Below are 25,986 nucleotides of genomic sequence, written 5' to 3' on the forward strand. Positions count from 1 at the left end.
GGTCAGGACCGCTCCAGATCGCCGGTCACGGCCGCCGCGCCTCCGGACGCGGTACGGGACGGGACCCGCAGTACCCGTGCGCCCACCACCAGGCCGAAGGCCAGCGCCGTGACCAGCATGAAGGAGACGGTCAGCGAGGTCGCCTGGGCGATGCCGCCGATGGCCGAGGGGGCGATCAGACCGGAGGTGTAGGTGATCGTGGCGACGCCCGCGATGGCCTGGCTCGGGGTGGGGCCGCTGCGCCCGGCGGCGGCGAAGGCCAGCGGGACCACGACCGCGACGCCCAGCCCGACCAGGCCGAACCCGGCCATCGCCACGGCCGGGTGCCGCGCCGCGACGATCAGCAGGCCGCCGGCCGTGGCCAGCGCGCCGCCCGCACGGACCGTGCGCACCGGCCCGAACCGGGCCACCACCTTGTCGCCGGCCAGCCGGGCGGCGGCCATCGTGCAGGCGAAGGCGGTGGTGGAAGCGGCCGCCAGGCCCGCGTCGGTGCCCAGCCGGTCGCGGAGGTAGACCGCCGACCAGTCCAGGGCGGAGCCCTCCGCGAAGACCGCGCAGAACCCGACGGCGCCGATGATCAGGGCCGACCTGGGCGGTGGCGCGAAGCGGGGCGGGGGGTGCTCCTCGGGGGTGTGGCGCAGGTCCAGTACGCCCCGGCAGGCGAGCGCGCCGAGCAGGGTGAGGACCAAGGCCGCACCGGCGAGATGCAGCCGGGCGTCGGTTCCGGCGTGTGCGGCGGCGGTGCCGGCCGCCGAGCCCAGCAGCGCCCCCGTGCTCCACATGCCGTGCAGCCCGGACATGATCGGCCGGCCGAGCCGGTCCTCGGTCTCCACGCCCAGCGCGTTCATCGCGACGTCCGCCATACCCGAGCTCGCGCCGTACGCGAGGAGTGTCAGGCACAGTACGAAGGCGTCGGGGGAGAGGGCGGGCAGGAGCAGGGACAGCGTCCAGAGGGCGAGCAGGCCGCGGAGCGCGGTGCGGGCGCCGAAGCGATGGCTGATCCGGCCCGCGAGGGGCATCGCCAGCGAGGCGCCGATCGCGGGAAAGGCCAGGGCCAGGCCGAGTTGGCCGGGGGAGATGCCGGTGTGGTCCTGGATCCAGGGGATGCGGGTGGCGAAGTTCCCGGTGACCGCGCCGTGTACGAGGAACGCCGCGGCGACGGACCGGCGTGCGCGGCGCAGAACGGGGCGGGGGAGCGGGGTGGCGTCGGGACCGCCGTGGTCGGCCATGACCGGTAAAATATCGGGAACTCCGCCTGGGACTAAGGGAATTCGGGTGTGGGGAGGTGCGATCGCGCCATGCGGGACGGGCCGTCGGCGGCACCGCCTCTCCGGCTCCTCAGCGGGCCACCCGCTCCGCCAGGAAGTCCGCGTAGGTCCGCCGCCCGTCCGCGTGGTCCGGTGCGAGGTTCGCGCCCCGCCGCAGCGCCGCCATGCTTGCGCCGGGCAGCGGCAGCGGGAGCAGCAGCCGGTGCCGTCCGCCCGCCTCAAGGGTCAGGCGGGCCAGCTCCCGGAACTCCCGTGTCTCGGGCCCGCCCATGTCGGGCACCCGCCCGGCCGGCGTGCCGAGCGCCAACTCGGCCAGCCGGTCCGCCACTTCGCCCACCTCGACGGGCTGGATGCGGACACCCGCCGGCACCGGCAGCACCGGCGACTTGGCGAGTGCCTTGACGATGTCCAGCACCAGGTTGTGGAACTGTGTCGTCCGCAGCACCGTCCAGCCGACCCCGGACTCCTCGATCAGGTGCTCCACCGCGAGTTTGGTGCGGTAGTAGCCGAGCGGGATCCGGTCCACGCCGACGATCGAGATGTAGACCAGGTGCGGAACGCCCGCCCGCCGCACGGCCTCGATCAGCAGCTCCGCCGACTCCAGGTCGCCGCCTGTGGCGGCGGTGGCGCAGTGCACCACGGCGTCCGCGTCCGCCAGCGCGTCCGCCAGTCCGGTGCCGTCGCGCAGATCGACGGCATACGACCGCAGCCGGGGCCGCGCGGTGCCCGTATGGGGGCGCCGGCTGAGCGACCGTACGTCGTGGCCGGCGCGGAGCAGCCGGTCGACCAGGGCGCGTCCGAGCGTGCCCGTGCCGCCGGTGACGAGAATTGTCGCCGTTGTCGCCATCGCGGATCAGTCCTTGAGGTGGGGGACGGGAAACCAGAGGGGTGAACCAGAGGGATACGGCCCCATGACGGAACACCTGCGGCGGCTGTGACAGGCGGCGCGCCGGGGTCTGTGAGCCAGCCCACAGGGCTTCGCCCGCATGGGCCACGATCAGCCGTGGCACACTGACCCTGTACTGACATAACAGCAGCAGCGCACTCCGGGGTCGGTGTAATTCCGAACCGGCGGTAACAGTCCGCGACCCGTCCGCAGCCAGCGGCCGGTTGAGCAGGTGGAATTCCTGCACCGACGGTGAAAGTCCGGATGGGAGGCAGTGCGCGGCGGGCGAGCTTCGGTACACCGCCGTCGGCGGCGCGTCCGGTCGTGTTCCGGGCGGGCCCTCTTTTCCGGCCTCGGTGTCCCCGTGGCTCTGTTCCGCTTCTGTCGTCCAGACAGCCCCGGAGTCCGTGCCCTGAGAGGCAGGAGGACCCGGTGGCCACCGCAGCCCCCGTAGAGATCGCGGCGATGCGCCGAGCCATCGAGCTCGCCGCCCGCGGCCTCGGGCACACCAGCCCCAACCCGGTCGTCGGCTGTGTCGTCCTGGACTCCGAGGGCCGTACGGCGGGCGAGGGCTGGCACCAGCGGGCCGGCGGGCCGCACGCCGAGGTCCACGCGCTGCGCGCCGCGGGCGGGCGGGCCCGGGGCGGCACCGCGCTGGTCACCCTGGAGCCCTGCAACCACACCGGGCGCACGGCACCGTGCGCCCAGGCGCTGATCGACGCCGGCGTCGCCCGCGTCGTCTACGCCGTCGCCGACCCCAACCCGACCGCCACCGGCGGTGCCCTGACCCTGGCCGAGGCCGGGATCGACGTCGAGGGCGGCCTGCTCGCCGACGAGGCCGCGGCCGGCAACGAGGCGTGGCTGACGTCGGTGCTGCGCGGCCGGCCGTTCGTGCTGTGGAAGTACGCCGCCACCCTGGACGGCCGGGTCGCCGCCGCCGACGGCACCAGCCGCTGGATCTCCTCGCCCGAGTCGCGGGCCGACGTGCACCGGCTGCGGGCCGCCGCGGACGCGGTGATCGTCGGCTCCGGCACCGCCCGCGCCGACGATCCGCAGCTCGGCGTGCGGATCGCCGGGCTGTCCGACGACGAGGTCAGCCGGCCGCTGCGGGTGGTGGTGGACTCCGGCGCCAGCGCCGTCAAGGCCGGCGCCCGCGTCCTGGACGGCACCGCGCCCACCCTGATCGCGGTCGCCGAGGATGCCGACGCGGCCCACCTCGAAGGGCTCGCCCCCATCGTGCGGCTGCCGCGCGCCGCCAAGGGGCGCGGGCTGCACCTCCCCGCACTGCTCCAGGCCCTGTACGCACGCGATGTGCGCTCCGTACTGCTCGAAGGCGGGCCCACGCTCGCCGGGGCCTTCCTGGCCGCCCGGGCCGTCGACAAGGTCGTCGGCTATCTCGCGCCGGTACTGCTGGGCGCCGGCCCGGCCGCCGTCGGCGACGCCGGAATCACCACGATCGCCGAGGCGTTGCGCCTCGATGTGACCGACACCGCTCGGCTCGGCCCCGATCTGCGCATCACCGCCACTCCCATTCGCCACTCCCGTCCCGAGGAGAACTGAAGTGTTCACCGGAATCGTCGAAGAACTGGGTGAGGTCGCCGCCATCGAGGACCTCGGTGACGCCGCCCGCTTCCGGCTCCGCGGCCCCCTCGTCACCGAAGGCGCCAAGCACGGCGACTCGATCGCCGTCAACGGCGTCTGTCTGACCGTCGTGGACACCGCGGGCGGGGAGTTCACCGCCGACGTGATGGCCGAGACCCTCAAGCGCTCCAGCCTCGGCGCGCTGACGACCGGTTCGCGGGTCAACCTGGAGCGCCCGATGGCGCTCGGCGGCCGGCTCGGCGGGCACCTCGTGCAGGGCCATGTGGACGGCACCGGCACGATCGTCGAGCGCACCCCGGCGGAGAACTGGGAGCTGGTGCGGATCTCGCTGCCGGACCAACTCGCCCGCTACGTCGTCGAGAAGGGCTCCATCACGGTCGACGGCGTCAGCCTCACCGTCGTCGAGGCCGCCGACGACTCCTTCACCATCAGCCTCATCCCCACCACCCTCGCGCTGACCACCCTGGGCATCAAGCAGTCCGGCGACCCCGTGAACCTGGAGGTCGACGTGCTCGCCAAGTACGTGGAGCGGCTGCTCGGCCGGGGCTCCCGGGACACCGACGACCTCGCGGAACTCAAGGAGATGGACCGGTGAGCGTCCTGGACTCGCTGAACGGGACCGCCTTCACGGCCTTCGGACAGCACGTCATCTGGTCGGACATGCTCGGCAACACCATCGGGCTGGCCGCCCTCGCCCTCGGCTGGCGGCGCTCCATATGGACCTGGCCGGCCCAGTTCCTCTCCGGCGTCATCCTCGTCGCCGCGTACGCCTCCGCCCATCTCAGCGGTGGCGTCGGCAAGCAACTGCTGGTCATCGGTGTGGCGTTGTGGGGCTGGCGCCAGTGGCAGCGCGGTCGGCAGCAGGCGCAGGACGGCTCCATCGCCGTACGGTTCGCCGGCTGGCGCGAGCGCGGGCTGCTGATCGGCGGGACGGCCCTGGGCACCGCGGTCGTCGGCGGCCTGTTCACCCTGGTCCCCCAACTGTCCTGGAACCCCTGGCCGGACGCCTACATCTTCGTCGGCACGCTCGCCGCGATGGTCGCGCAGGCCCGCGGTCTGGTCGAGTTCTGGTTCGCCTGGCTGCTGGTCGACGTCGTCGGCGTCCCGCTCGCCTTCAGCAGCGGGCTCGCCTTCTCCGGCCTCGTCTACGTCGTCTATCTCGCCCTCGTCGTGTGGGGCATGCGCGACTGGTGGCTGCGCTCGCGGAGCGCGGACGCCGGTCCCGTCCTGGAAGGAGTTCTGCTGTGAGCGACGCACGCGCGGCCGCCGGGCCGCAGTCGGCAACGAACGGCGCACCTCTGCGCCGCGCGAGCGGAGAAGCGAACGAAGGGGTGGCGGCATGACCGCGTTGCAGAGCTGGTACGACGAGACCGAGGACGCACTGGTGCTGGATCCCGTGGAGCGCGCGATCGCGGACATCGCCGCCGGCCGGCCGGTCGTCGTGGTGGACGACGAGGACCGGGAGAACGAGGGCGACCTGATCGTCGCGGCGGAGATGGCCACCCCGGAGATCGTCGCGTTCATGATGAGCGAGTGCCGCGGACTGATCTGCGCCCCCATGGAGGGTGCCGAGCTGGACCGGCTGGAACTCCCGCAGATGGTCGACCAGAACACCGAGTCGATGCGCACCGCGTTCACCGTCTCCGTCGACGCGTCCGCCGCGCACGGCGTCAGCACCGGCATCTCCGCCGCCGACCGCGCCACCACCCTGCGGCTGCTCGCCTCCGGTGCGGCGGCCCCCGCCGACTTCGTCCGGCCCGGCCACATCTTCCCGCTGCGGGCCCGGCCCGGCGGCGTCCTGGTCCGCAACGGCCACACCGAGGCCGGGGTCGACCTCGCCCGGCTGGCCGGACTGCGCCCGGCCGCCGCCATCGTGGAGATCGCCGGCGAGGACGGCACCATGCTGCGGCTGCCCGAACTCGTCCCGTTCGCCCGCAAGCACGGCCTGGCGATCATCTCCATCGAGGACCTGATCGCCTACCGCCGGTCGTCCGAACCCACCGTCCGCCGCGAGGCCGAGACCCGGCTGCCCACCGCGCACGGCGAGTTCACCGCGTACGGCTACCGCTCCGCGGTCGACGGCGTCGAGCACATCGCGCTGGTCGCCGGCGACCTCGGCGACGGCGAGGACGTCCTGGTCCGGGTCCACTCCGAGTGCCTGACGGGCGATGTCTTCCACTCGCTCCGCTGCGACTGCGGCCCCCAGCTGGACGCCTCGCTGCAGCGGATCACCGAGGCCGGCCGCGGCGTGGTCATCTACCTGCGCGGTCACGAAGGGCGCGGCATCGGGCTGCTGTCCAAGCTGCGCGCCTACGAACTCCAGGAGCGCGGCCGGGACACCCTCGACGCCAACCTGGAGCTGGGGCTGCCCGCCGACTCGCGGGACTACGGCGCCGGCGCGCAGATGCTCCGGGACCTCGGCGTGCGCTCGCTGCGCCTGATGACCAACAACCCCGAGAAGACCGCCGCCCTGGTGCGGCACGGCCTCAAGGTCACCGGCCGCGAGCCGATGCCCGTCCAGGCCGGCGAGCACAACCTGCGGTACCTGCGCACCAAGCGCGACCGGATGGGGCACGACCTGCCCTGGCTGCCCGGTGCGAGCACCGGCTCCACCGGAGCGGCCGGCGCCGCGCCCGCTGCTGGCGCGGGCACCTGCGGCAACCAGTAACCACCGTCAGACAGATTCAGCACCATCACCCGTACGAGGAGAAACGTGAGCGGCAAGGGCGCACCCGAACTGACCGTGAAGAACTGTGGCGACCTGCGGGTGGCCGTGATCGCCGCGCAGTGGCACGAGCAGATCATGGACGGCCTCGTGGACGGCGCGCTGCGCGCCCTCGCCGAGCTGGGCATCGACGAGCCGACGCTGCTGCGGGTGCCCGGCGCGTTCGAGCTGCCGGTGGTGGCCAAGGTGCTGGCCGGCCGCGGCTACGACGCGGTGGTCGCCCTCGGCGTGGTCATCAAGGGCGGCACCCCGCACTTCGACTATGTCTGCCAGGGCGTCACCCAGGGCCTGACCCAGGTCGCGGTGGACACCGGCGTACCGGTCGGCTTCGGCGTGCTCACCTGCGACACCGAGCAGCAGGCGCTGGACCGCGCGGGCCTGCCCGGATCCGCCGAGGACAAGGGGCACGAAGCGGTCACCGCCGCGGTCGCCACCGCCGCCACCCTGCGCACCGTCTCGGAGCCCTGGCGCTGAGGCGCTGCGCGCCGCCCGCCCGTCTCCCACCACCACCCTTCGTATGAGGCGCTGCGCGCCACTGTGATGTAACCGCGTAGGGTAGGCGGCATCATGTCCAAGAAGACGTTCGAGGAGCTCTTCGCCGAGCTCCAGAAGAAGGCCGCCACCGGCGACCCCGCCACCTCCCGCACCGCCGAGCTGGTGCAGGCGGGTGTCCATACGATCGGCAAGAAGGTCGTCGAAGAGGCCGCCGAGGTGTGGATGGCCGCGGAGTACGAATCCGACGAGGCCGCCGCCGAGGAGATCTCCCAGCTCCTCTACCACCTCCAGGTGATGATGATCGCCAAGGGCATCTCCCTCGACGACGTCTACGCCCACCTCTGATCCCGCCCCCAGTTCCGCCACCAACTCCCTTCAGCTGCAAAGGAATCCGCTCTCATGCTGCGCATCGCTGTCCCCAACAAGGGTTCACTGTCCGAGCCTGCGTCGGCGATGCTGCATGAGGCCGGCTACCGCCAGCGCAAGGACCGCAGGGAACTGGTCCTGGTCGACGCGGAGAACGAGGTCGAGTTCTTCTTCCTGCGCCCCCGCGACATCGCCGTCTACGTCGGTTCCGGCAAGCTCGACATCGGCATCACCGGCCGCGACCTGCTGCTCGACTCCGGTTCGCCGGCCGAGGAGATCCTCCAGCTCGGCTTCGCCGGCTCGACGTTCCGCTACGCCACCCGCCCCGGCACCGCCCAGGACGTCAGCGAGTTCGGCGGCATGACCATCGCCACCTCCTTCTCCGGCCTGGTCACCCGGCACCTCGCCGACAACGGCGTGGACGCCTCCGTCGTCCACCTCGACGGCGCCGTCGAGACCGCCATCCAGCTCGGCGTCGCCGAGATCATCGCGGATGTCGTCGAGACCGGTACCACCCTGCGCAACGCCGGTCTGGAGATCATCGGCGAGCCGATCCTCACGTCCGAGGCCGTGGTCATCCGCGGCACCGGCGCACCGGACGACGACCCGAAGGTGCGCCAGTTCCTGCGCCGCATGCAGGGCGTTCTGGTGGCCCGCCGGTACGTGATGATGGATTACGACATCCGGGTCGAACAGGTCGAAAAGGCCGTCGCGCTCACCCCCGGACTGGAGTCGCCGACCGTCTCCCCGCTGCACCACGAGGGCTGGGTCGCGGTCCGCTCGATGGTCCCGTCCAAGGACGCCCAGCGCATCATGGACGAGCTCTACGACCTCGGCGCCCGCGCGATCCTGACCACCGGCATCCACGCCTGCCGGCTCTGAGGCACCGCCGCCGCACCCGCACCCCCGGCCGCCACTCGCACACCCCTGACGGAAGACGACACGTGTCCGCGCCCGCCTCTCCCGCCGCCTCCCTGCCCGGCCTCCCGGTGACCTTCCGGCCGGCCCGTACCAGGGCCGTGCTGTACGCCGTCGGCATCGCCCAGCTCGCCGCCCTCGTGGTGATCGCGCTGCTGCTGCCGAAGTTGAGCGGCGGCGAGCGGATGAGCTTCGTCGCGGTCGGCGTCGTGGTGGCCGCCGTCCTCCTGCTGCTCGCCCGCCCCAAGGTGGTCGCGCGGCAGGAGGGCATCACCGTCGTCAACCTCACCACCAAGCGCGAACTGGCCTGGGCCCAGGTCGTACGCGTCAACCTCCGGGCCGGCGACCCCTGGGTCCATCTGGACCTCGCCGACGGCACCAGCCTGCCCGTGATGGGAATCCAGCCCGGTATCGCGAAGGACCAGGCCATCCGGGACGCCCGCGCGCTGCGCGACCTCGCCGAGAGCCGTGGTGCCGTCGACCACACGGCCGGGTGAGCCTGCCCTAACGCGGGCCCCGCTGTTTACTCTGTTCTCCGGGGATGCGCCCCGCACCCCGCCCCTCCGTGGGACCACGACAACCCGAGGAGTGACTCCCTCCGGCAATGGACGGATCGTCCTGTAGTACCTGCGCCGCCCCTCCCCATCCCCCGCATACGACGGAGGCGGCGGCATGACCGGCCCCTTGCTCCTGCTCGCGGCGGCACTCGCGCTGATCCTGGCCAACGGCTTCTTCGTGGCCGCGGAGTTCGGCCTCGTCACCGTCGAGAAGGCGGACGCCGAACGGGCCGCGGCCGGCGGCGACCGCCGCGCCGGCACCGTCGTCTCCGCACTCCGTGAACTCTCCTTCCAGCTCTCCGGAACCCAACTGGGCATCACCATCACCTCGTTGGTGGTCGGTATGCTCGCCGAGCCGGCGCTGGCCCGGCTCCTGTCAGCACCGCTGCGCGCCACCGGCCTGCCCACGGGAGCGGTCCCCGGCATCGCCGTCGTCATAGGCATGCTGCTGGCCTCCGCCGTCCAGATGGTCGTCGGCGAGCTGGTGCCCAAGAACTGGGCGGTCTCCAAGCCGCTCCAGGTGGCCCGCTTCGTCGCCGGCCCGCAGGACGCCTTCTCCCGCTTCTTCCGGCCGGTGATCAGCCTGTTGAACACCGTCGCCAACCGCCTGGTCCGCGCGCTGGGCGTGGAGCCCACCGACGAGCTGGCCTCCGCCCGCACCCCCGGCGAGCTGGTCTCGCTGGCCCGGCACTCCGCCCGGGCCGGCGCCATCGAGCAGGACACCGCGGATCTGTTCGTCCGCACCCTCTCGCTCGGCGACCTCACCGCGGAGAACGTGATGACCCCCCGCGTACGGGTCAGCGCCCTCCAGGCGACCGCGACCGCCGAGGACGTCGTCAACCTCACCCGCGCCACCGGGCTCTCCCGCTTCCCCGTCTACCGCACCCGGCTGGACGAGATCGTCGGCATGGTCCACCTCAAGGACGCGCTCGCCGTCCCCGCCGAGGACCGGCTGCGCACCCCGGCGCTGCGGATAGCGGTACCGCCGCTGCTGGTGCCCGAGACGCTCCCGGTGCAGCCGCTGCTGGAACGGCTGCGCAGCGAGCAGCCGATCGCCGTGGTGGTCGACGAGTACGGCGGCACCGCCGGGGTGGTGACCCTGGAGGACATCATCGAGGAACTCGTCGGCGAGGTCCGCGACGAGCACGACCGGGTGGACCTGCCCGAACTGGGCCAGGCCCCGGCCGAGGACGGACGCCCCGCTTGGGACGCCGACGGCGGCTGCCGGGTCGACACCCTGCGGCGGATCGGCCTGGACGCCCCGGAGGGCCCGTACGAGACGGTGGCGGGACTGGTCGCGCACATACTCGGCCGGATCCCGGCGCCCGGCGACACCGCGGAGCTGGACGGCTGGCGGCTGCGGGTGCGGCTGGTCTCGCACCACCGCGCCGAGCGGATAAGGCTGGTACGGATGGCGCCCGCCGCCGAGAAGTCCCGGGAGCCCGTCGCGGCCGGTGCGGAGGTGGCCCGATGACCGTGGCCCAGCTCCTCCTCGCGGGGCTGCTCGTGCTCGCCAACGGCTTCTTCGTCGGGGCCGAGTTCGCCCTGGTGTCGGTACGCCGCAGCCAGATCGAGCCGCTGGCCACCCTGGGCTCCAAGCGGGCCCGCCGGGTGCTGCACGGCCTGGAGAACCTGCCGCAGATGATGGCCGCCGCCCAGTTCGGCATCACCGTCTGCTCGCTGACCCTCGGCGCGGTCGCCGAGCCGACCGTCGCGCACCTGCTGGAGCCGGTGTTCGCGGCCGTCCGGCTGCCCCAGGCACTGATCCATCCGCTCGGCTACGTCATCGCCCTCGCGCTGGTGGTCTTCCTCCACCTGGTCATCGGCGAGATGGTCCCCAAGAACCTGGCGATGGCCGCGCCAGAGAAGACCGCCCTGTGGTTCAGCCCGGGGCTGGTCGCCTTCGCCCGGCTGTGCCGCCCGGTCACCGCGCTGCTCGGCGCGCTGGCCCACGGGGTGCTGCGGCTCTTCAGGGTCGAGCCGAAGGACGAGGTCGAGGCGGTCTTCACCAGCGAGCAGCTGACCCATCTCGTCGAGGACTCCGGGCAGGCGGGCCTGCTGGACCCCGTCGAACAGGAGCGGTTGTCCGACGCCCTGGAACTGGGCAGCCGCCCCGTCACGGACGTCCTGCTCGACCGGGCCGGGCTGATCACCGTCGACCCGACCGTGACGCCCCGCCAGGTGGAGCAGCTGACCGTCAGGACCGGCTTCTCCCGCTTCCCGGTGTGCGCGCCCGGCGGCACGTACATGGGCTATCTGCACGTCAAGGACGTGCTCGACCTGGAGGAGCGGGACCGGGCGGTGCCGCAGCGCATCTGGCACCCGATGACCACCCTCCGCGCCGAACTGCCCCTGGACGACGCCCTGACCGCGATGCGCCGGGCCGCCTCCCATCTGGCGGCGGTGGCCGATCCGGCCGGGCGGGTGCTCGGCCTGGTGGCGCTGGAGGACGTCCTGGAGATGCTGGTCGGCGAGATGCGCGATCCGGCGCACCGGGCCGGGCCGGCGGTCGGCGCGGCGCCGCGCAACGAGCGGGTCGGCGAACCGCGCGAGGGCTCGCCGCGGCCGGCCGAGGACCCTGCGCTGGCCGGCTGACCGGCCACCGGGTGCGCGCCGGCCGCCGTTTCGGCCCGGCGCGCGCCCTGCCGCTCTACAGGTCCAGCCCCTTCGGCGGTGCCTGCGGGCCCGGGCCGCGGCCGGACAGCACCTCGCCGTACGCCTGCATCAGGTCGGGCAGCCGGAGGGTGGCGAGGTCGTCGCGGGTCGGGGTGCCCTGCCAGGTGGACAGCCGCAGGTCGCGGTAGGCGCAGCTCTTCTCGTAAAGGGTGCGCAGAAAGCGGCCGTTGCCCAGCTCGTCGATCCAGCCCTGCTCGACGACATGGCCGTTGATGCTGGACAGCTCGTCGCGGGCCTCGTCGTCCCAGCGGTCGCCGTTCTCGGCGGCCAGCACCTCGCCGATCCTGGTCAGTTCCAGCGGCCGGTAGCTGGGGAAGTCGACGCGGCTGGTGAAACGGGACGACAGGCCGGGGTTGGCGGCGAGCAGCCGGTCCATGCCCTCGGGGTAGCCGGCGAGGATGACCACCAGCCGGTCGCGGTTGTCCTCGGCGCGCTTGAGCAGCACCTGGAGGGCCTCGTCGCCGTACGCGTCGCCCTTGCTGTAGCCGGAGTTGGACAGGCTGTAGGCCTCGTCGACGAAGAGCACCCCGCCCAGCGCCGAGTCGATCAGCTCGTTCGCCTTGACCGCGGTCTGGCCGAGGAACTCGCCGACCAGATCGGCCCGTTGGGCCTCCACGAGATGGTCGCCGCCGAGCAGCCCCAGCGCGTAGAAGACCCGGCCCAGTATCCGGGCCACGGTCGTCTTGCCGGTGCCCGAGGGGCCGGAGAAGACGAAGTGCCGCTTCGGGGGCGCCACCGGCAGCCCCTGGCTCGCCCGCAGCCGCGCCATCCGCAACTGCGCGGACAGCGCCCGCACCTGCCGCTTGACCGGCTCCATGCCGACCATCCGCTCCAGTTCGGCCAGCGCCCGCTCCAGCAGCACCGGGTCGGCGGGTCCGGCGGGCAGCCGCTCGGCGCCGCGCCGCCCCGGCACCGCGGACTTGACCCGGGCCGCGGTCTCGCCCCCGGTCAGCCCGCCGGCCGGCTCGCCCTCCGGCCCGTCCGCCTCCCCGGCCACCAGCAGCTCACGGCCGTCGACCGGATCGAGCGGGGCCAGCGGATCGAGATCGCCGGTGGCCTCCTGGGCAGGGCCCGCGGCGGAGACCGCCGCGAGATCGGCGCCCTCGTCCAGGCCGTCCGCCGCCGCTATGGCTGCCAGCCGGGCCGCGGTGTCCATGAACGCGGGGTCGACCCGGTGCACCGCCCGGTAGAGGGGGAGCGCGGCGGCGCTGCGGCCGGTGCCCTCGTGCGCGCGGGCGAGCCAGTAGCGCAGCTCCTTGCGCTGCGGCTGCTCGCTGCGGCAGCGCATCAGCGCGGCGGACAGCAGCGGCTCGGCCTGCCCGTACATCTCCAGCCGCACCCGCGCCATCCCGCCGAACAGCCCGGCCTCGATGCCCAGTACCGGATCGCCCAGCAGCGGCTCGGTGTGCCGTACGAGCCGGTCCCAGTCCTTGACGAGGTAGGCGCGGCACGCGTGCAGGAAGCGGACCTGGGGGTCGGTGTCCACCGGCGGGCAGCCGGCCAGCGCCTGGTCCAGCTCGGCGACATGGCGGCCGTCGAGCCAGTGGGAGGCGTGCGCCAGCAGCAGGTCGCGTCCGGTCTCCAGCACCGGCTGGACCCACCAGCCCAGCCAGTACCAGGAGTTGAGGGTGCGTCGGTGGCGGGCGCGCTGCTCGCCGAAGCGGTCGCGGTGCTGGTGCATCCGCAGCAGGGCCATGGAGGTGTCGGCGCGCAGCGCGTGTAACCCCAGCCAGGCGTCGGCCATCGTCGGATCGAGCCGTACCGCGGCCCGGAACTCCTCCTCGGCCTGGGGGTAGGCGCCCACGGTGTAGGCGTCGACCGCGCGCAGCCAGGCGAGTTCGGCCGGGGCGGGCGAACCCTGAGTGCCGACATCCATCCCGTCCCCCTACAAAACGTCCCCCCGTGGTGTACCACCGGACGTGTGCCGGGCCGTGGGCCCAGGGCCTGGCCGGCCCTGGCCGAACCGGCCTGCGGCGGGCGGGAGTTGCCGTCACCGCGCAGCCCGGTGCGGATCCTGCGGTGGCACAGACTCGCATCGTACCTGCGCTGTCGGCGCAGGTCGTAGAGGGCCGCACGGGGGAGAAGTGGGGGCGCGGAAGGGGGCGCATCGGCGTGAAGGATGCGGTGACCCTGGGTGAGGGAGGCGCCGTGTGGTGACGGCGGCGGAGGGGAATCCGCACAGAACGAAGCCCCCGATCACGGGGGAACAACCGGGGGCTTCGCGTCTGCGGGCGGTCCGTTGAACCGCACATTGAGAACGTAAGTCCTGTACGCCCCCCAGGTCAAGCCGAGTTGGCGGACTCGGCGGGTCCCTGTCGGCGATGCGCGGCGTGTCCGCCACGGTCGGCTACCCAGCGTGAAATCCGGGCCCGGTCATGGCCTCGTGGCGGGACCCACGAGCACCTCGTACCCCAACTGCCCCTGGTGCACCAGCAGATCGGCATGCGGGCGCGAAGCGTCCGCCGCGAAGTGCGCCCGCTCCGCCGGGATCCAGCCATCCCAGAACGCGGACAGCCCCGGCCCGTCGCGGAGTTGACCCCGTTCCCATGAATGCTCGCTCGCCAGTTCCATCCACAGCAGGCACGCCAGATGCGGCCGCAGCGCCCGCCGCCCGGCACCCACGCCCTCCACCAGGACCACCGGCGCCGGCGGCAGCTCCCGCACCGCGGTGAACTCCCCGCGCACCCAGTCGTAGACCCCGTAGTGCGCCGGCTCGCCCCGGGACAGCGGTGCCAGCAGCTGCTCGCGGAACCGGTCGCTCCAGGCGAACAGCTCGTCATGCGTCGCCAGGTCGTCGGTGTGCACCACCGGCGCCCCGCCCAGCGCCTCGGCCAGCCGACCGGCGAAGGTGGTCTTGCCGGACCCGGCGTGCCCGTCCACCGCGATCAGCCGCACCGGTCCGCAGGACGGCGGAAGGGTGTGCAGTCGGGCGGCGAGCGAGGTCAGCGCGGGGTCCATGCCGTCAGCGTACGTCAGTGGTCCACACCAATATTCATGCCGCGACGCGCGCCGGACCGGCTTCCGAAGCCCGGGGGGAACGGAGATAGTTGACCCCTGCTGACATGCACGTGCCCGAATGCCGCTCTGTACCGAACGCCGCCATCCGCTCGTACGCATCCGACTGGGGGACCACACATGACCAGCTCCGCGCCCCGGCGCACCGTCCTGGCCGCCGCGCTCGCCGCCGCGGCGGGCGCCGCCACCCCCCTGGCGCTGGCCGCCTTCGAGCCCGGCCCGGCGGCCCCCACCGCCGCCACCACGCCCGAAGCCGCCGCCCCGCACCGACCGAAGAGCCTCGTGGACTATCACGCCTGGACCACCGCAGCCGACTGGAACCACGGCCGGGGTGAGGGCGTCGCCGTCCTGCGCGGGCCCCGCCCCGGCGTCCGGATCGGCCGTCCCGCCGGCATCGCCGTCTACCACGACCCGCACACCGGCAGGGCCGCCCCCTGGGAGTACGCCACCTGGACCGGCCCGGTGTACCGCCTTGCGGTCCCCGCGACCGAGGTCGTCGCCTCCTGGAACGCGCACACCCCGGCCGGGACCTGGATCGCCGTGGAGCTGCGCGGCACCTACAGCGACGGCGGCCACACGCCCTGGTACGTGATGGGCCGCTGGACCGCCGGCGACGGGGAGGCCGACATCCGGCGCACCTCCGTCGACGGCCAGAAGGACGGCAAGAGCAGCATCTCCACTGACACCCTCGCCATCGACACCCCGTCGAGCGGTCTGCGCCTGGCCGCGTACCAGCTCCGGCTCACCCTCTACCGCCGGCCCGCCACCCCGCTCACCCCCACCGTCTGGCGGCTGGGCGCGATGGGCTCGGACATCCCCGACCGCTTCGACGTGCCGGCGTCCAGGCCCGGCACCGTCGGCCGCGAGCTGCCCGTCCCCCGCTACTCGCAGGAGATCCACAAGGGCCAGTACCCCGAGTACGACAACGGGGGAGAGGCGTGGTGCAGCCCCACCTCCTCCGAGATGATCATCGAGTACTGGGGCCGCCGGCCCACCCGCGAGCAGCTCGCCTGGGTCGACCCCGCCTACGCCGACCCCCAGGTCTGCAACGCCGCCCGCCACACCTTCGACTACCAGTACAAGGGCTGCGGCAACTGGCCCTTCAACGCCGCCTACGCCGCCACCTACCGCGACATGCGGTCCGTCGTCACCCGCCTCGCCTCCCTCAACGACATCGAGCGCCTGGTCCACGCGGGCATCCCGGTCATCACCTCGCAGTCCTTCCTGAAGACCGAACTCGACGGCGCGGGCTACGGCACCGCCGGCCACCTGATGACCGTCATCGGCTTCACCAAGGCCGGCGACGTCATCGCCAACGACCCGGCCTCCCCGAACGACCCGGCCGTCCGTCGCGTCTACAAACGCCGGCAGTTCGAGAACATCTGGCTCAGGACGAAGCGCCACGACGCAAAAGGCCAGGTCAAGAGCGGTTCGGGAGGAGTCTGCTACCTCTACTTCCCGGCTGAGCCGGCACCAACTCAGCACCGGGTACTCGCGGAGCTGGGAATCCGCTGAGCATGTGCACCCCGAAGGCGGCCTCGACGACCTGACGACAGCGCTCACCGCCGTCGAGGGTGAGGCGCCCGTACCGGTCCACCGTGATCTTGATGGAGCTGTGCCCCATCCACCGCGACACCATCATGGATGGGCACACCGCTGCTCAGGGTCACGGTGGCCCACTTGTGCCTCAGGTCGTGCGGGTTGCAGTCGGGAAGCCCGAGGCGTTCGAGGGCGCGATCCCAGGACTTACGAAAGAGGTCCGGATGGATCATTCCCTCGGCTTGATTCCGTATAGGGAGCCGTTCAACAAGCGGCTCCAGGGAGTCGGGCGCGGGTATGTCGCGCCACTCGCCCCCTTTCCGATGCTTCAGGGGTGCAGAGAGGGCAACGTACTCACCTGAAGAATTCTTGATGCGCACCACTTGCCGTCGGCAACGCAAGGTACCGTCGAGGATGTCCTCCGGAGATACGTCCAACGACTCACCAATGCGCAATCCGCAACGGGCATGACGGGATTTTCGGGCATCTCGGCCGGCTTGACCGGATTCTCGCGGATCCTTTTGTGTCGTACGGCATGAGAAAACAAGCCGAACCGTGATCGGGGCGGACTCGTGGATGATCGAGTCCCACTTGGGGTCTTCGCGGCTGTCGGATCAGGGAAAATAGTTCAGTGCCCGAGGCTCTGACTTGGGCACTGAATTCCTTTCTGCGCAGCATTGGATCGCGGATTTGCGCACCCGTCTGTTGAGCGCGCAGGTCCTGTTAGGGCGCCACGCGTCAGACTGCGACCGAGTGGCCGTCAGGAGCGGCCGCGGTCAGTCGAGTTCCGAGGAGGGCACGGTATGGATGTGTCGCCGGTCGGGGTGTGGAGTACGGCGTTCACGCACGGTGACCCCGAGCGAGCGCGGGTGGCGGCCTGTGAGCTGGAGGACCTCGGCTACGGCACACTGTGGCTGGGCGGCGTTCCCGGCGGCAACCCGAGCGGGGACCTGCGCAGCAGTCTCAACCTCCTCACGGCGACCCGGTACGTGGTCGTCGCCCCGTCCTGCGTCTCCATTTGGAGCCTTCCACCCGGTCGGCTCGCCTTTGCCTACCGTGGGCTTCCCGCACCGTATCGGCAACGGACACTGGTGGGCCTGGCCGTCAGTCACGCGGAGATCGCCGCGGCCTACCGGCGCCCCTACGCGGCGATGTCCGCCTACCTCGACGCGCTGGACACCTCCGCCGGTTCGCTGCCGAAGGCCGCGCGGATCCTGGGCGCGCACCGGCCCCTGATGACCCGGCTCGCCGCCGACCGGACCGCTGGTGTGCAGCCCTACCTGGTACCGCCGTCGCACACCGCCCGGGTACGCGCTGCGCTGGGGGCGGGGCCGCTCCTCGCTCCGGTGCTGACGTCCGTGGTGGACACCGACCCGGTCACCGCCCGTGCCACGGCGCGGCGGGCAATCAGCCCCTATCTCACGAAGACCAACTACGTACGCACCTGGTTGGAAGGCGGGTTCACCCGGGGCGACCTTGCCGACGGTGGCAGCGACCGCTTCGTCGACTCGCTGGTGGCGTGGGGGTCCGCCGACGTCGTCGCGCGGCGTGTCCTGGCACATCTGGAGGCGGGCGCGGACCACGTCGCCCTCCAGGTCGTCACCGACACTCCGCATGCCTTCCCCCTCACCGCGTGGCGTGCCGTGGCCGAATCCCTGCCCCCTGCCTAGAACTGCCTGGCGTTGGGCGAAGCCCCCGCACCGGCCCGGCAGTACGTTCCAGACTGTTCGTTGCGGCCGGGAAGTCTCACGTTCGGGCGGCAGTGGTCAGCCGGGCGGGAGATGGAACAGTTCACGGACACGGCCGATAAGGAGGGGGGTTCCGAGAACCGTGACGAGGCCGCCGGCCCCGACGAGTTCGGTGGCGTGGCGGAGCGCGTCAGCGGTCTCCTGCCGTACGGACAGTTCTCGGCGCGTCGCCAAGGCGGTGCGCATCGCGTCCGGGACCGCTTCGTTGGGGTGCCCGACCCGGGTCAGTACCACCGGCCAGTCAGCGGGCAGCGGCTCAAGCATGGTTGCCACGTTCTTGTACTTGAGGGTGCCGAAGACGAGGGCCGTGTGCTCAGCGGCGCGGGATTCTCGCAGGATTTCCGGGGCCACGGTCGCTGCACCCTGGTGGTTGGCGGCAACGTCGAGCAGCAGGCGGCCGGTCCAGGAGCCGAGGCGGGCCGGTGCCAGCAGTTCGAGGCGGCCGGGCCAGCGGGTCGCGGCAAGGCCGCCGCGCAGAGCCTCCTCCGGGATACCTCGGATCAGTCCTCGTTCGGCCAGCGAGTCGATGCCCGCTACAGCAAGAGCCAGATTGTGATGCTGGTGTTCTCCGCGGAGCGGACAGGGCAATTCCCGGTGGACGGCATATGGGGTGACGACGTCCAGCACGGTGCGAGCATCACGGGCCATGCGTGGCCGGTAGCGGACTTCCTGGTGGATGCGCCAGACGGTCAGCTCCGTGTGGTTGCCGAGGACGACGTCTACGGCCTTGGCCGCCTCCTCGGGCAGCTCGCCGAGCACGACATGATCGCCGTCTCGCACAATGCCTGCCTTGTTCCGTGCGATCTCGCCCAGGGTGTTGCCCAGCAGATGCTCGTGGTCCAGTCCCACTCCGGTAATGACCTTCACCCCGGTGTCGAAGCAGTTGACCGCGGTGCGCCGGCCCCCGATGCTCGCTTCCATGACGGCCAAGTCCACTTCCGAGCAGGCGAAATGCCCCGCGGCTGCGGCTGCATGCACTGCTCCCGCATTGACCGAAAGGCCCGTACTCCTCAGGGTGTCGTCGACCTTCGCGAAGGCTCGGTGACATGCGGTGGGAGAGATGGGCACTCCGTTGATGCGGATGCGTTCGGTGACCCGCTGCAGGTGCGGGCTGGGCATGCTTCCGATCCGCAGCCCGGCCGCAGCCAACGCTGAGACGGCGAACGCGCAGGTCGAACCCTTCCCGTTGGTGCCGACGACCGTCATGCCCCGCAGGTTGCGTCCCGGGTCACCGAGGGCTTTGAGAAGTTGGGGCATCGCACCCGTGCCCGCTCCGTTGAACTGATATCGACCGATGATCTCTTCACAGGCCAGTTCTTCTCTTATTGCCAACTGTGCCACCTCGCAACCAGTGTGGGGAGGGGGATGAATTCGTGCTCGGAGTGTGGTCAACCGGCGTTTGTCTTCAGGATGGCCCGAGCGAGAGCTACCACCTCCCACGTGTCGCAGTCGATAGACACTCCGCCGACATCAGGCACGTACCGCAGGGCAAGAGAATGGGTCAGTACACGGATCGGCAGGCCCGTCAACACTCCGTGCCGAGCGAGGGCCAGCGCAAGACCTCGTCGCACAGCTGCGGTCCGGTATGCGGCGAACAGCGGATTGTCCCGGCCCTGTGTCTCCAACATGACCGCGCCCTCGGTCCCGGAACCAGCCGCCTGGCGCAGCAACTCCGCAACCGTCTCCTGCCGCACGAAGGGAAGATCCGCAGCCAGAACCACCACGAACGGTGCACACACCCAGCTCGCTCCCGCAGCCAGCGCCGCCAGCGGCCCGCCGTGCACCGGACTCTCCTGCACATGACGTACGGGGCGGACCGTGGCCCGGTGCGGGCCCACCACAATCGTCCTCCCCGCCCCGCCACATGCCTGAAGTGCCCGATCGAGCAACGACATGCCACCAACGGACACCATCGGCTTGTCCGCTCCGCCCAAACGCCGGCCTCGCCCTCCCGCCAGCACCACCGCGTCGTAGCACTCACCCGTGTCGTCTGCGGGCATCTCCTCGCTGTTGTCGAGGAGAGAACTCCTTGCTGCCCTGTCGTCACAACGCACACCAACCCCATTCCGCCTTGCCTGGATACACGAAGGCGTAATTGTCGTTCGGAGACTCGAAGGCTCGACTCAGGGAAGGATCGGGCCTGTGAGGTGGAGGTTCCACCTGTTCCAGGCCAAGCTCGACAGCCCCGGCGCACCGGTGCACGCAGCCTTCGAGACAAGCCCGACCTCTGCCGGACCATTGAGACTGCTGCGGCCGTATCGAAGCGACGTTTCCCGCTGTCGTCCCTGGGGGTTGTCCTACCGTGCTTCGGGGATGTTGAGGGTCGTTGCGGGCAGGGTGAGGCCCGGGACTGTACGTGGTGGGGCATTGTGGTTGGTCCCGGGGGAGGGGTGGTCGAGCGTTTCTGTCTGCGGATCACGGCAGGCGCAGTATCGGCTCTCAGTTCATCCGGGGTGGCGCGTGCGGGGTCATCCCCGCTCCTCAACGGTGGCATGTTCAGCCCGGTCACTCCGGAGGTTCGCGATCTGGTCCCGGGCGCGGGCGCGGTAGTGAAGAACGCCGTTGGCCCGGACCTTGTGTTTCCTTCTCAACGGCAGTCCCGAGGTACAGCGGCGTCACCCACAACTCGTACCGTGTGGAGATCAAGGCTACGGTGACCCGGATCGGCGATCGGTATGAACTGTCAGCCGTCGTGAAGTCTTGGTGTAACCACGAAGAGGGGCCGGCACAGAAATGGGGTCTGGCTTTCGGCTCCAGTGCCGAAAGCTGGCGGTATGTGACAGGCCCCTGCGGCAAACATTCCAACGTGAGTATCAAGGAGACGGGCCGTTTGCGTCCGGATGGGCGTGTGTACCTGCAGGCAGGTGCTTACGGTGGAGAAGTGTTCGGCAGTTGGGGTTGGGGAATTCAGAGGAGCGTCTGGGTGTGACCGCGGTGGTTTCAGCGCGACGGGAGCGGGCCGCCCTGCGTGGCGACGCAGATTGAAGTAGACGGCCGCCAGCTTCGTGCGGGCATCTCGCGCGCAGGGAACAGCGGCCGTCGGCCTCGTGGTGCGGTGGGTACCAAACCCGCTAAACGACCGGCGCTGACGTCTACTTGACAGTAGCGGTCCCTTCGGATGTTCACCGACGGGGCCGTTGCTGCAGGTCCCCAAGCTTGGCGTTTAACGTCGCAGGTCACTCGACCTGCTGAGATCCCCGGGAGCCGGGGCGCGTGACGCGGCCGTGCTTCACGCTTCGAGATGTCGAGTAACGAAGCACGAAAGAAATGCTGCTGCCCATGAGCCTCCCCGTCGACGCGCCCGCAGGCGAGGCATTGAGCGTGTTGTCCCGCTTCGGGTCGCGTTCTGCGACTGTCTGTACAGCCGTGCTGATGCGCTCTTCGAGCTCACCGACGCGATCTTGCGCGCGGACGGGCCGGTGAAGACCCTGGTCGAGCTCTGCCTGACGGTCGAGCGCCGGCAGCGCCCGAAAGCGCCGGGGGAAGGTCCGCCTGATCGCGGAACAGGCTCATGCCTACGCTGGAGCCGCCGAAGGGCGGCTTGACTATGGCGGGCCCTCCGTTCCAGTTGATCGCGTCGCCGAACCACGCCCACCATCCGGGCAGTAGCCTTCCGGCTGTCCGCCTCTGCCCTGGAGCCAGGCCGGTACCGGCAACAACGGCCGGACGGCCGCCCACTCCGCATCCGTCATATCCGACGGATACCGGCGCACCCGATCGGGTTGATCGGCCGCGTTGCCGTACACGTGCGCGAGGCAATCGCTCGACCCGGCGGGCGAGTTGAAGTCAACTGGATCGGGCGCGTGCAACAACGACAACAGGGCCTCCGGGAACCGCTCGGAATGGGGTCGCACCCCCGAGCTACCAGGAGGCCCTGCCTTTATGCGCGTACCGCCGGAAGATCCCCCGACCAGGTCCTCCGTCCGACTTGCACGATCCAGGATCGGTTGAGACGCGACTTCTGGTGCATTGACGCCTTGGCATGCAATCTGCCCCATCTGCGCACACAGTCAACAATTACCCCAAGCGGCGATCAATTCCTCTTGAGCGCCAATACCATTCCTCGACGTCAACTTCAATCTGCGTTATTCAAGTTGACTGGTTATGATCGGCGCCCGCTCGGGAATGACCGACTCCGTTTATGAGGACTGATGACCCCTACAGCATCCGAAGGCCCAGGCGAGCCGGTGCCACGGCGTCGACGGCGTGTGGTGCGCCTGCGTACCTTGCTCGTCTGGCTGGCGGTGGTGCCCACCGTGGCCATGGGCGTCCAAGTCCTCGTCACCTCGAATCAGTTGCTGCAGGAGTCGCAGCAACTGCGCCAAGCCGCGGTGGCCGGCCGGCAGACAGGCATACCCCTGTACCAGCTCGTGATCAGATTGCAGTCCGAGCGCGCGATCACCGCCGCGTGGTGGTCGGGCACGCCCGTAGCCGCGGCCGACCTGCGCAGCCACCGAGCGAACACCGACCGGGCCGTGGCCGCGTTCCTGAAGTCGTCGGACCCCGGTCAGGTGCATTCGGACGTCGCCAAGCACCACCTCCAGGAGACCACGCGGCGACTCACGGACTTGGGCACCCAACGCGAGCGCGCCGACACACGCCACGGCAGCCTGGCAGACACCCTCGACTACTACACCGGCGTGATCAACGAGACGATCCGCAGCTACGCGGACTCCAGCTCCGTGGACGACGGTGGGCTGACGCAGGAGAGAACGTCGTTGGTCTCCCTGTTCTCGGCATCGGAGGTGGTGTCGCGCGAGGATGCGATCCTCTCGCTGGCAGACACCTCCGGGAAACTGACGTACGCCAGGTTCGGTGATTTCATCGAAGCCGCCGGCTCCAGCAACTACTTGTACGACACGATCGTGCTCGATCTGCCGGCTGAGGACCAGCAGGCCCTCCGGCGGATCCTGGCCTCGAAGCCCTGGAAGGCCAAGTCCCGCATCGAGCAGGCGGTCATCTCCGAGCACCGGGACACGCCTTCCGGCGTCGTACTGCCGCCTGCCGTCCACGACTGGGATGCGACCGAGGACGCCTTTTCCGCCCAGTTGGACGCCTTCAACGAGAGCAGACTGCACGAGCTGCTCGCACACGCCGACGACCGGGCAGCGCAGTTGGAGAGTCAGATCGCGCTGCTGGTGGCGGCGAGCGGTGCCGCCCTCCTGCTGGTCGTCGCCGTCGTGGTCTTCACCACGCGCTCCGTCCTGCGCCGTTTGCGGGATCTCCACGACCGCACGGTGACGGTCGCCGAGGAGACCCTGCCGGACATCGTGGACCGCCTGCAGCGCGGAGCGGCAGTCGGCGCCGACGCGCTGCCGCAGCCGAAGGGCGAGCAGGACGAGGTCGGACGGATCAGTGACGCCTTCGCCCGCGTCGTCGCCGTGTCCCTTGAGGGGCACCGCAAGCTCGCCGACGAGCGACAGGGCTTCAGCATGTTCGCCTCCGGTATCGCCTCACGGACCGGGAACCTGGTCAGCCGGCAGCTCGCCCTCACCGAGCACCTTCAGGACACCTTCGGCCAGGACGAGGCGCTCCTCGCCGACCTCATGAGGTCCGATCAGCTCACGGTGGGGATGCGGAGACAGATCGAGAACCTGCTCATCCTGGCGGGCGGCGAGATCCCCGACCCGCACACCGAGCCCATGCGCATCGCCGACCTGCTCCGGGAAGCAGCCGCTGAAGTCGAGGACTTCCGGCGCATCGACCGTCACGCCATGGACGAGACCAGTGTCGAACCCAGCACGGTCAGCCAGCTCAGCCACCTGCTGGCAGAACTGCTGGACAACGCCACGCGCTTCTCCCCGCCGACGACGAAGGTCTCCATCCGGTCCGAACTCGTGGGCGACGGCCTCTGCATCGAGATCGAGGACCGTGGCCCGCGCGTGACCGCTGAGAGGTACGAGGAGATGAACGGCCGCCTGCACTCGGCCCCGCCTTACTCCGTACTGGCCGAGAACGCGCACCGGCTCGGCCTCTTCGTGGTCGGCCACCTCGCCGACCAGCTCGGGGCGAAGGTCACGCTGCGCCGGTCGGCGTTCGGCGGAACATCCGCTGTGGTGATCGTCCCGGGTGAGCACCTCGCGGAGACCCCGGAGCGCACCGCGGTGCCCGAGCCGGCGAAGCGGCCCGCGCCCGTACCGCAGTCCGCCGAGGGACACCAGCCCGAGCTCGTCCCGCAGGAGCGGCCCGACGATCCGGCGGACGACCCCGCTCCCACCGCGTCGGGACTGCCGCGCCGACAGCGGGGAGAGCTGGTCGGGTCGGCCCGGTCCACGGCGCCGGGGGCATCGCCCCGGTCCGGCTCCGGGGGCGTCCCCGCCCGGCCGGCCCTCCCCGAGCGCGTCCCGCAGACCCACATGGCCCGGCAGCTCCACGAGTCGCGTGCGGCCGAACCGGTCGGTCAGGACGCCGCCACGCCCGAAGAGGTGGCCGACGCCTGGGCGGACTACGAAGACAGCACCAGGAAAGTGGAACTCGAGCTCCGACAGGACCAGCCATGACGACGACACAGAACGACGCGATCTACAGCATCCTGGACAACAACCTGAGCAGGATCGCTGGGATCCAGGGAGCCGTACTGCTCTCCAACGACGGGATCAAGCTCAGCTCCTACCTGCTCGAACAGGACCAGGCCGAGCGGGTGGCCGCGGCTGCCTCCGGCATCGCGTCCACCATGAAAGCCATCTCGCGAGAGATCGACGGTGGCGGGGTGATCCGCCAACTCGTCGAGATGGACGACCGATACCTGTGCATCGTGGGGTGCGGGTCGGGCAGCACGCTGATCGTGGTGGCCTCCCGCAAGGCACGGCTCGGGGAACTGGGCGGCGAGACGGTCCGCGCCGCGCAGGCGCTCGGCGAGTGGCTGGGCACCCCAGAACGCACACAGGCGTCCACGTCGTAATGGCAGCCGACCCCCAGCCCGGACGGCGCCGCCGGACGCGACTGTACGCCCTCACCGATGGGCGTACGGCCGCATCCCGCCATGACCTGACGATGGACACGATGATCACAGCGACCACTGACGCCGACGGTCACGGCAGCCTGCCCACAGAGTGGCAGGAAATCCTCGCCATGTGCCCGGCACCGAACGGACGGGCGGTCGCCGAGATCGCCGCCCGGATGCAGATGCGCCTTACCCCCATGGTGGTCCTGCTCGGCGAACTGCTGGACCGCGGTCTGATCCGCCACCGGCCGCCGCTGGACGCCTCCGAGACCTCCAATGTCCACCTGCTCGTGAAAATCAGGGACAACCTTGCCCGACTATGACACCACCGCACCGGAAGCGTCCCCCGTCAAGGTCCTCATCGCCGGGGGCTTCGGCGTCGGCAAGACGACCCTGGTCGAGGCGATATCCGAGATCGATCCGCTGCGCACCGAAGAGCGGCTGACGGCCGCGGGCGTCGGAGTCGACGACCTCGACGGCATCGAGAGCAAGACTGCGACCACGGTCGCGATGGACTTCGGCCGTATCACCCTCACCGACGCCGGAGTGGTCCTGTATCTCTTCGGTACACCGGGACAGGAGCGCTTCTGGTTCATGTGGGACGACTTGCTGTACGGGGCACTCGGGGCGATCGTCCTGGTCGACACCCGGCGACTGGACCGCAGCTTCCCCGCCGTCGACTTCTTCGAGAACCGCGGACTGCCGTTCATCATCGGCGCGAACTGCTTCCACGGCGAACAGCCGTACACCGCCGAGGAGATCAGAGCGGCCCTGCACCTGCGGGACCCGAACACCCCCGTCCTCCTGCTCGACGCCCGCTCCCGGGAGGACGTCCGCGGCGCCCTGCTCTCGCTGCTGGAGCTGCTCATCGCCAAGGCGCAGGTCCCCGCGCCCGTCTGACCGTGGACGGCCGGAGACCGTCGGCAGACAGCCGGAGGACGGGTGGACCGTCTCAGCCGACTACGGCTGGGCGGTCGACCCGCCAAGGGCGCTGAGTACCCGCTGCTCCCCCAGCCTTGCCAGCAGCGCAGGCAACGCGGTCCCGATCGGCTGGCGGATGATTCGTCCGCCAGTGCGTCGTACGGCGTCGGCCATGCCGTGACGATCAGCAGTCGTGCCCGTTCCCGGCGGCGATCCCGGCGTCCCGCCCACCACATGGCGGGGTCGCCCGGGAAACACGGCGCGTCGAGCGGGCGGAGGAACCCATGGCCCGGATCTGGGCGGGAACGGGCATCGGCAAGACCCCAC

22 protein-coding genes, 1 pseudogene and 1 riboswitch are annotated in these 25,986 nt (G+C 70.9%); of the genes and pseudogenes, 16 read left to right on the top strand and 7 right to left on the bottom strand.

Annotated elements, in window-relative coordinates; translation table 11 throughout:
- Nucleotides 1-2: 2 nt before the first annotated feature.
- Together GR130_RS12990 and GR130_RS12995 are read right to left on the bottom strand one after the other, a co-directional pair.
- Nucleotides 3-1,229 (bottom strand): MFS transporter, encoded by a 1,227-nt coding sequence (locus tag GR130_RS12990; RefSeq protein WP_159504873.1) that lies wholly within the window; start codon nt 1,227-1,229, stop codon nt 3-5.
- Between the two features lie 109 nt (nt 1,230-1,338).
- Entirely contained in the window at nt 1,339-2,115 is a 777-nt protein-coding gene (locus tag GR130_RS12995; RefSeq protein WP_159504874.1) for an SDR family oxidoreductase, read from the bottom strand.
- A gap of 190 nt (nt 2,116-2,305) precedes the next feature.
- Nucleotides 2,306-2,436, top strand: a riboswitch (FMN riboswitch).
- 150 nt (nt 2,437-2,586) lie between these two features.
- Here GR130_RS12995 and ribD point away from each other — a divergent pair.
- From ribD to GR130_RS13045, 10 genes are all read left to right on the top strand, one after another.
- Nucleotides 2,587-3,714: a bifunctional diaminohydroxyphosphoribosylaminopyrimidine deaminase/5-amino-6-(5-phosphoribosylamino)uracil reductase RibD gene (gene ribD, locus GR130_RS13000; RefSeq protein ID WP_201304873.1), complete on the top strand. Its 1,128-nt coding sequence runs from the start codon at nt 2,587-2,589 to the stop codon at nt 3,712-3,714.
- Nucleotide 3,715: 1 nt separating this feature from the next.
- Entirely contained in the window at nt 3,716-4,351 is a 636-nt protein-coding gene (locus tag GR130_RS13005) for a riboflavin synthase (protein ID WP_159504875.1), read from the top strand.
- A complete protein-coding gene (locus GR130_RS13010) occupies nt 4,348-5,004 on the top strand; it encodes a nicotinamide mononucleotide transporter family protein (RefSeq protein ID WP_159504876.1) in 657 nt (218 codons plus the stop codon). The genes GR130_RS13005 and GR130_RS13010 overlap by 4 nt, the downstream gene beginning before the upstream one ends.
- Before the next feature lie 91 nt (nt 5,005-5,095).
- Nucleotides 5,096-6,424: a bifunctional 3,4-dihydroxy-2-butanone-4-phosphate synthase/GTP cyclohydrolase II gene (locus GR130_RS13015; protein ID WP_159504877.1), complete on the top strand. Its 1,329-nt coding sequence runs from the start codon at nt 5,096-5,098 to the stop codon at nt 6,422-6,424.
- A 45-nt stretch (nt 6,425-6,469) separates the two neighbouring features.
- Nucleotides 6,470-6,955, top strand: coding sequence for a 6,7-dimethyl-8-ribityllumazine synthase (ribH, locus tag GR130_RS13020; protein ID WP_159504878.1), 486 nt, complete (start codon nt 6,470-6,472; stop codon nt 6,953-6,955).
- Nucleotides 6,956-7,048: 93 nt separating this feature from the next.
- Nucleotides 7,049-7,321 (top strand): phosphoribosyl-ATP diphosphatase, encoded by a 273-nt coding sequence (locus GR130_RS13025; RefSeq protein WP_159504879.1) that lies wholly within the window; start codon nt 7,049-7,051, stop codon nt 7,319-7,321.
- 54 nt (nt 7,322-7,375) lie between these two features.
- Nucleotides 7,376-8,224 (top strand): ATP phosphoribosyltransferase, encoded by an 849-nt coding sequence (hisG, locus tag GR130_RS13030; protein ID WP_159504880.1) that lies wholly within the window; start codon nt 7,376-7,378, stop codon nt 8,222-8,224.
- A gap of 62 nt (nt 8,225-8,286) precedes the next feature.
- Nucleotides 8,287-8,757: a PH domain-containing protein gene (locus GR130_RS13035; RefSeq protein WP_159504881.1), complete on the top strand. Its 471-nt coding sequence runs from the start codon at nt 8,287-8,289 to the stop codon at nt 8,755-8,757.
- 175 nt (nt 8,758-8,932) lie between these two features.
- On the top strand, nt 8,933-10,291 hold the full coding sequence (locus GR130_RS13040; protein WP_159504882.1) for a hemolysin family protein: 1,359 nt from the start codon (nt 8,933-8,935) through the stop codon (nt 10,289-10,291).
- The gene (locus GR130_RS13045) at nt 10,288-11,412 is read left to right on the top strand and encodes a hemolysin family protein (protein ID WP_159504883.1); all 1,125 of its coding nucleotides are present in this window, start codon (nt 10,288-10,290) and stop codon (nt 11,410-11,412) included. Before GR130_RS13040 ends, GR130_RS13045 begins: the two co-directional genes overlap by 4 nt.
- Before the next feature lie 55 nt (nt 11,413-11,467).
- On the opposite strand, the gene GR130_RS13050 is transcribed toward GR130_RS13045, so the two are convergent.
- Complete coding sequence (locus GR130_RS13050) at nt 11,468-13,369, bottom strand: AAA family ATPase (RefSeq protein WP_159504884.1); 1,902 nt, start codon at nt 13,367-13,369, stop codon at nt 11,468-11,470.
- Nucleotides 13,370-13,866: 497 nt separating this feature from the next.
- On the bottom strand, nt 13,867-14,451 hold the full coding sequence (locus GR130_RS13055) for a uridine kinase family protein (protein WP_159504885.1): 585 nt from the start codon (nt 14,449-14,451) through the stop codon (nt 13,867-13,869).
- A gap of 177 nt (nt 14,452-14,628) precedes the next feature.
- Here GR130_RS13055 and GR130_RS13060 point away from each other — a divergent pair, with 177 nt between their 5' ends.
- Nucleotides 14,629-16,023, top strand: a complete 1,395-nt coding sequence (locus GR130_RS13060; protein ID WP_159504886.1) for a peptidase C39 family protein — start codon at nt 14,629-14,631, stop codon at nt 16,021-16,023.
- Between the two features lie 827 nt (nt 16,024-16,850).
- Complete coding sequence (locus GR130_RS13065; protein ID WP_159504887.1) at nt 16,851-17,717, top strand: TIGR03620 family F420-dependent LLM class oxidoreductase; 867 nt, start codon at nt 16,851-16,853, stop codon at nt 17,715-17,717.
- A gap of 96 nt (nt 17,718-17,813) precedes the next feature.
- On the opposite strand, the gene GR130_RS13070 is transcribed toward GR130_RS13065, so the two are convergent.
- From GR130_RS13070 to GR130_RS41795, 3 genes and pseudogenes are all read right to left on the bottom strand, one after another.
- On the bottom strand, nt 17,814-19,235 hold the full coding sequence (locus GR130_RS13070; protein ID WP_236572996.1) for a bifunctional folylpolyglutamate synthase/dihydrofolate synthase: 1,422 nt from the start codon (nt 19,233-19,235) through the stop codon (nt 17,814-17,816).
- Nucleotides 19,184-19,795, bottom strand: a complete 612-nt coding sequence (mobA, locus tag GR130_RS13075) for a molybdenum cofactor guanylyltransferase (protein WP_159504888.1) — start codon at nt 19,793-19,795, stop codon at nt 19,184-19,186. Before mobA ends, GR130_RS13070 begins: the two co-directional genes overlap by 52 nt.
- A 1,614-nt stretch (nt 19,796-21,409) precedes the next feature.
- Nucleotides 21,410-21,541, bottom strand: a pseudogene (locus GR130_RS41795) (transposase); the annotation flags it as partial.
- A 462-nt stretch (nt 21,542-22,003) separates the two neighbouring features.
- Here GR130_RS41795 and GR130_RS13085 point away from each other — a divergent pair.
- The 4 genes from GR130_RS13085 to GR130_RS13100 are packed head-to-tail and all read left to right on the top strand — an operon-like array spanning nt 22,004 to nt 25,638.
- Nucleotides 22,004-24,295: a sensor histidine kinase gene (locus GR130_RS13085; RefSeq protein ID WP_236572997.1), complete on the top strand. Its 2,292-nt coding sequence runs from the start codon at nt 22,004-22,006 to the stop codon at nt 24,293-24,295.
- On the top strand, nt 24,292-24,696 hold the full coding sequence (locus tag GR130_RS13090) for a roadblock/LC7 domain-containing protein (RefSeq protein WP_159504890.1): 405 nt from the start codon (nt 24,292-24,294) through the stop codon (nt 24,694-24,696). The genes GR130_RS13085 and GR130_RS13090 overlap by 4 nt, the downstream gene beginning before the upstream one ends.
- A complete protein-coding gene (locus tag GR130_RS13095) occupies nt 24,696-25,061 on the top strand; it encodes a DUF742 domain-containing protein (RefSeq protein ID WP_159504891.1) in 366 nt (121 codons plus the stop codon). The genes GR130_RS13090 and GR130_RS13095 overlap by 1 nt, the downstream gene beginning before the upstream one ends.
- Nucleotides 25,048-25,638 carry a GTP-binding protein gene (locus tag GR130_RS13100; RefSeq protein ID WP_159504892.1) on the top strand — a complete coding sequence of 197 codons (591 nt, stop codon included), beginning with the start codon at nt 25,048-25,050 and terminating at the stop codon, nt 25,636-25,638. Before GR130_RS13095 ends, GR130_RS13100 begins: the two co-directional genes overlap by 14 nt.
- Nucleotides 25,639-25,986: the final 348 nt, after the last annotated feature.

Source organism: Streptomyces sp. GS7 (genome assembly GCF_009834125.1).
Classification (GTDB): domain Bacteria; phylum Actinomycetota; class Actinomycetes; order Streptomycetales; family Streptomycetaceae; genus Streptomyces.

What these genes read in the sequence shown, in the direction of transcription:
- GR130_RS12990 (WP_159504873.1), bottom strand. Translation starts at nt 1,229, where the DNA reads ATGGCCGACCACGGCGGTCCCGACGCCACCCCGCTCCCCCGCCCCGTT.
- GR130_RS12995 (WP_159504874.1), bottom strand. Translation starts at nt 2,115, where the DNA reads ATGGCGACAACGGCGACAATTCTCGTCACCGGCGGCACGGGCACGCTC.
- GR130_RS13015 (WP_159504877.1), top strand. Translation starts at nt 5,096, where the DNA reads ATGACCGCGTTGCAGAGCTGGTACGACGAGACCGAGGACGCACTGGTG.
- GR130_RS13025 (WP_159504879.1), top strand. Translation starts at nt 7,049, where the DNA reads ATGTCCAAGAAGACGTTCGAGGAGCTCTTCGCCGAGCTCCAGAAGAAG.
- hisG (WP_159504880.1), top strand. Translation starts at nt 7,376, where the DNA reads ATGCTGCGCATCGCTGTCCCCAACAAGGGTTCACTGTCCGAGCCTGCG.
- GR130_RS13040 (WP_159504882.1), top strand. Translation starts at nt 8,933, where the DNA reads ATGACCGGCCCCTTGCTCCTGCTCGCGGCGGCACTCGCGCTGATCCTG.
- GR130_RS13045 (WP_159504883.1), top strand. Translation starts at nt 10,288, where the DNA reads ATGACCGTGGCCCAGCTCCTCCTCGCGGGGCTGCTCGTGCTCGCCAAC.
- GR130_RS13050 (WP_159504884.1), bottom strand. Translation starts at nt 13,369, where the DNA reads ATGGATGTCGGCACTCAGGGTTCGCCCGCCCCGGCCGAACTCGCCTGG.
- GR130_RS13055 (WP_159504885.1), bottom strand. Translation starts at nt 14,451, where the DNA reads ATGGACCCCGCGCTGACCTCGCTCGCCGCCCGACTGCACACCCTTCCG.
- GR130_RS13060 (WP_159504886.1), top strand. Translation starts at nt 14,629, where the DNA reads ATGACCAGCTCCGCGCCCCGGCGCACCGTCCTGGCCGCCGCGCTCGCC.
- GR130_RS13065 (WP_159504887.1), top strand. Translation starts at nt 16,851, where the DNA reads ATGGATGTGTCGCCGGTCGGGGTGTGGAGTACGGCGTTCACGCACGGT.
- mobA (WP_159504888.1), bottom strand. Translation starts at nt 19,795, where the DNA reads ATGCCCGCAGACGACACGGGTGAGTGCTACGACGCGGTGGTGCTGGCG.
- GR130_RS13090 (WP_159504890.1), top strand. Translation starts at nt 24,292, where the DNA reads ATGACGACGACACAGAACGACGCGATCTACAGCATCCTGGACAACAAC.
- GR130_RS13095 (WP_159504891.1), top strand. Translation starts at nt 24,696, where the DNA reads ATGGCAGCCGACCCCCAGCCCGGACGGCGCCGCCGGACGCGACTGTAC.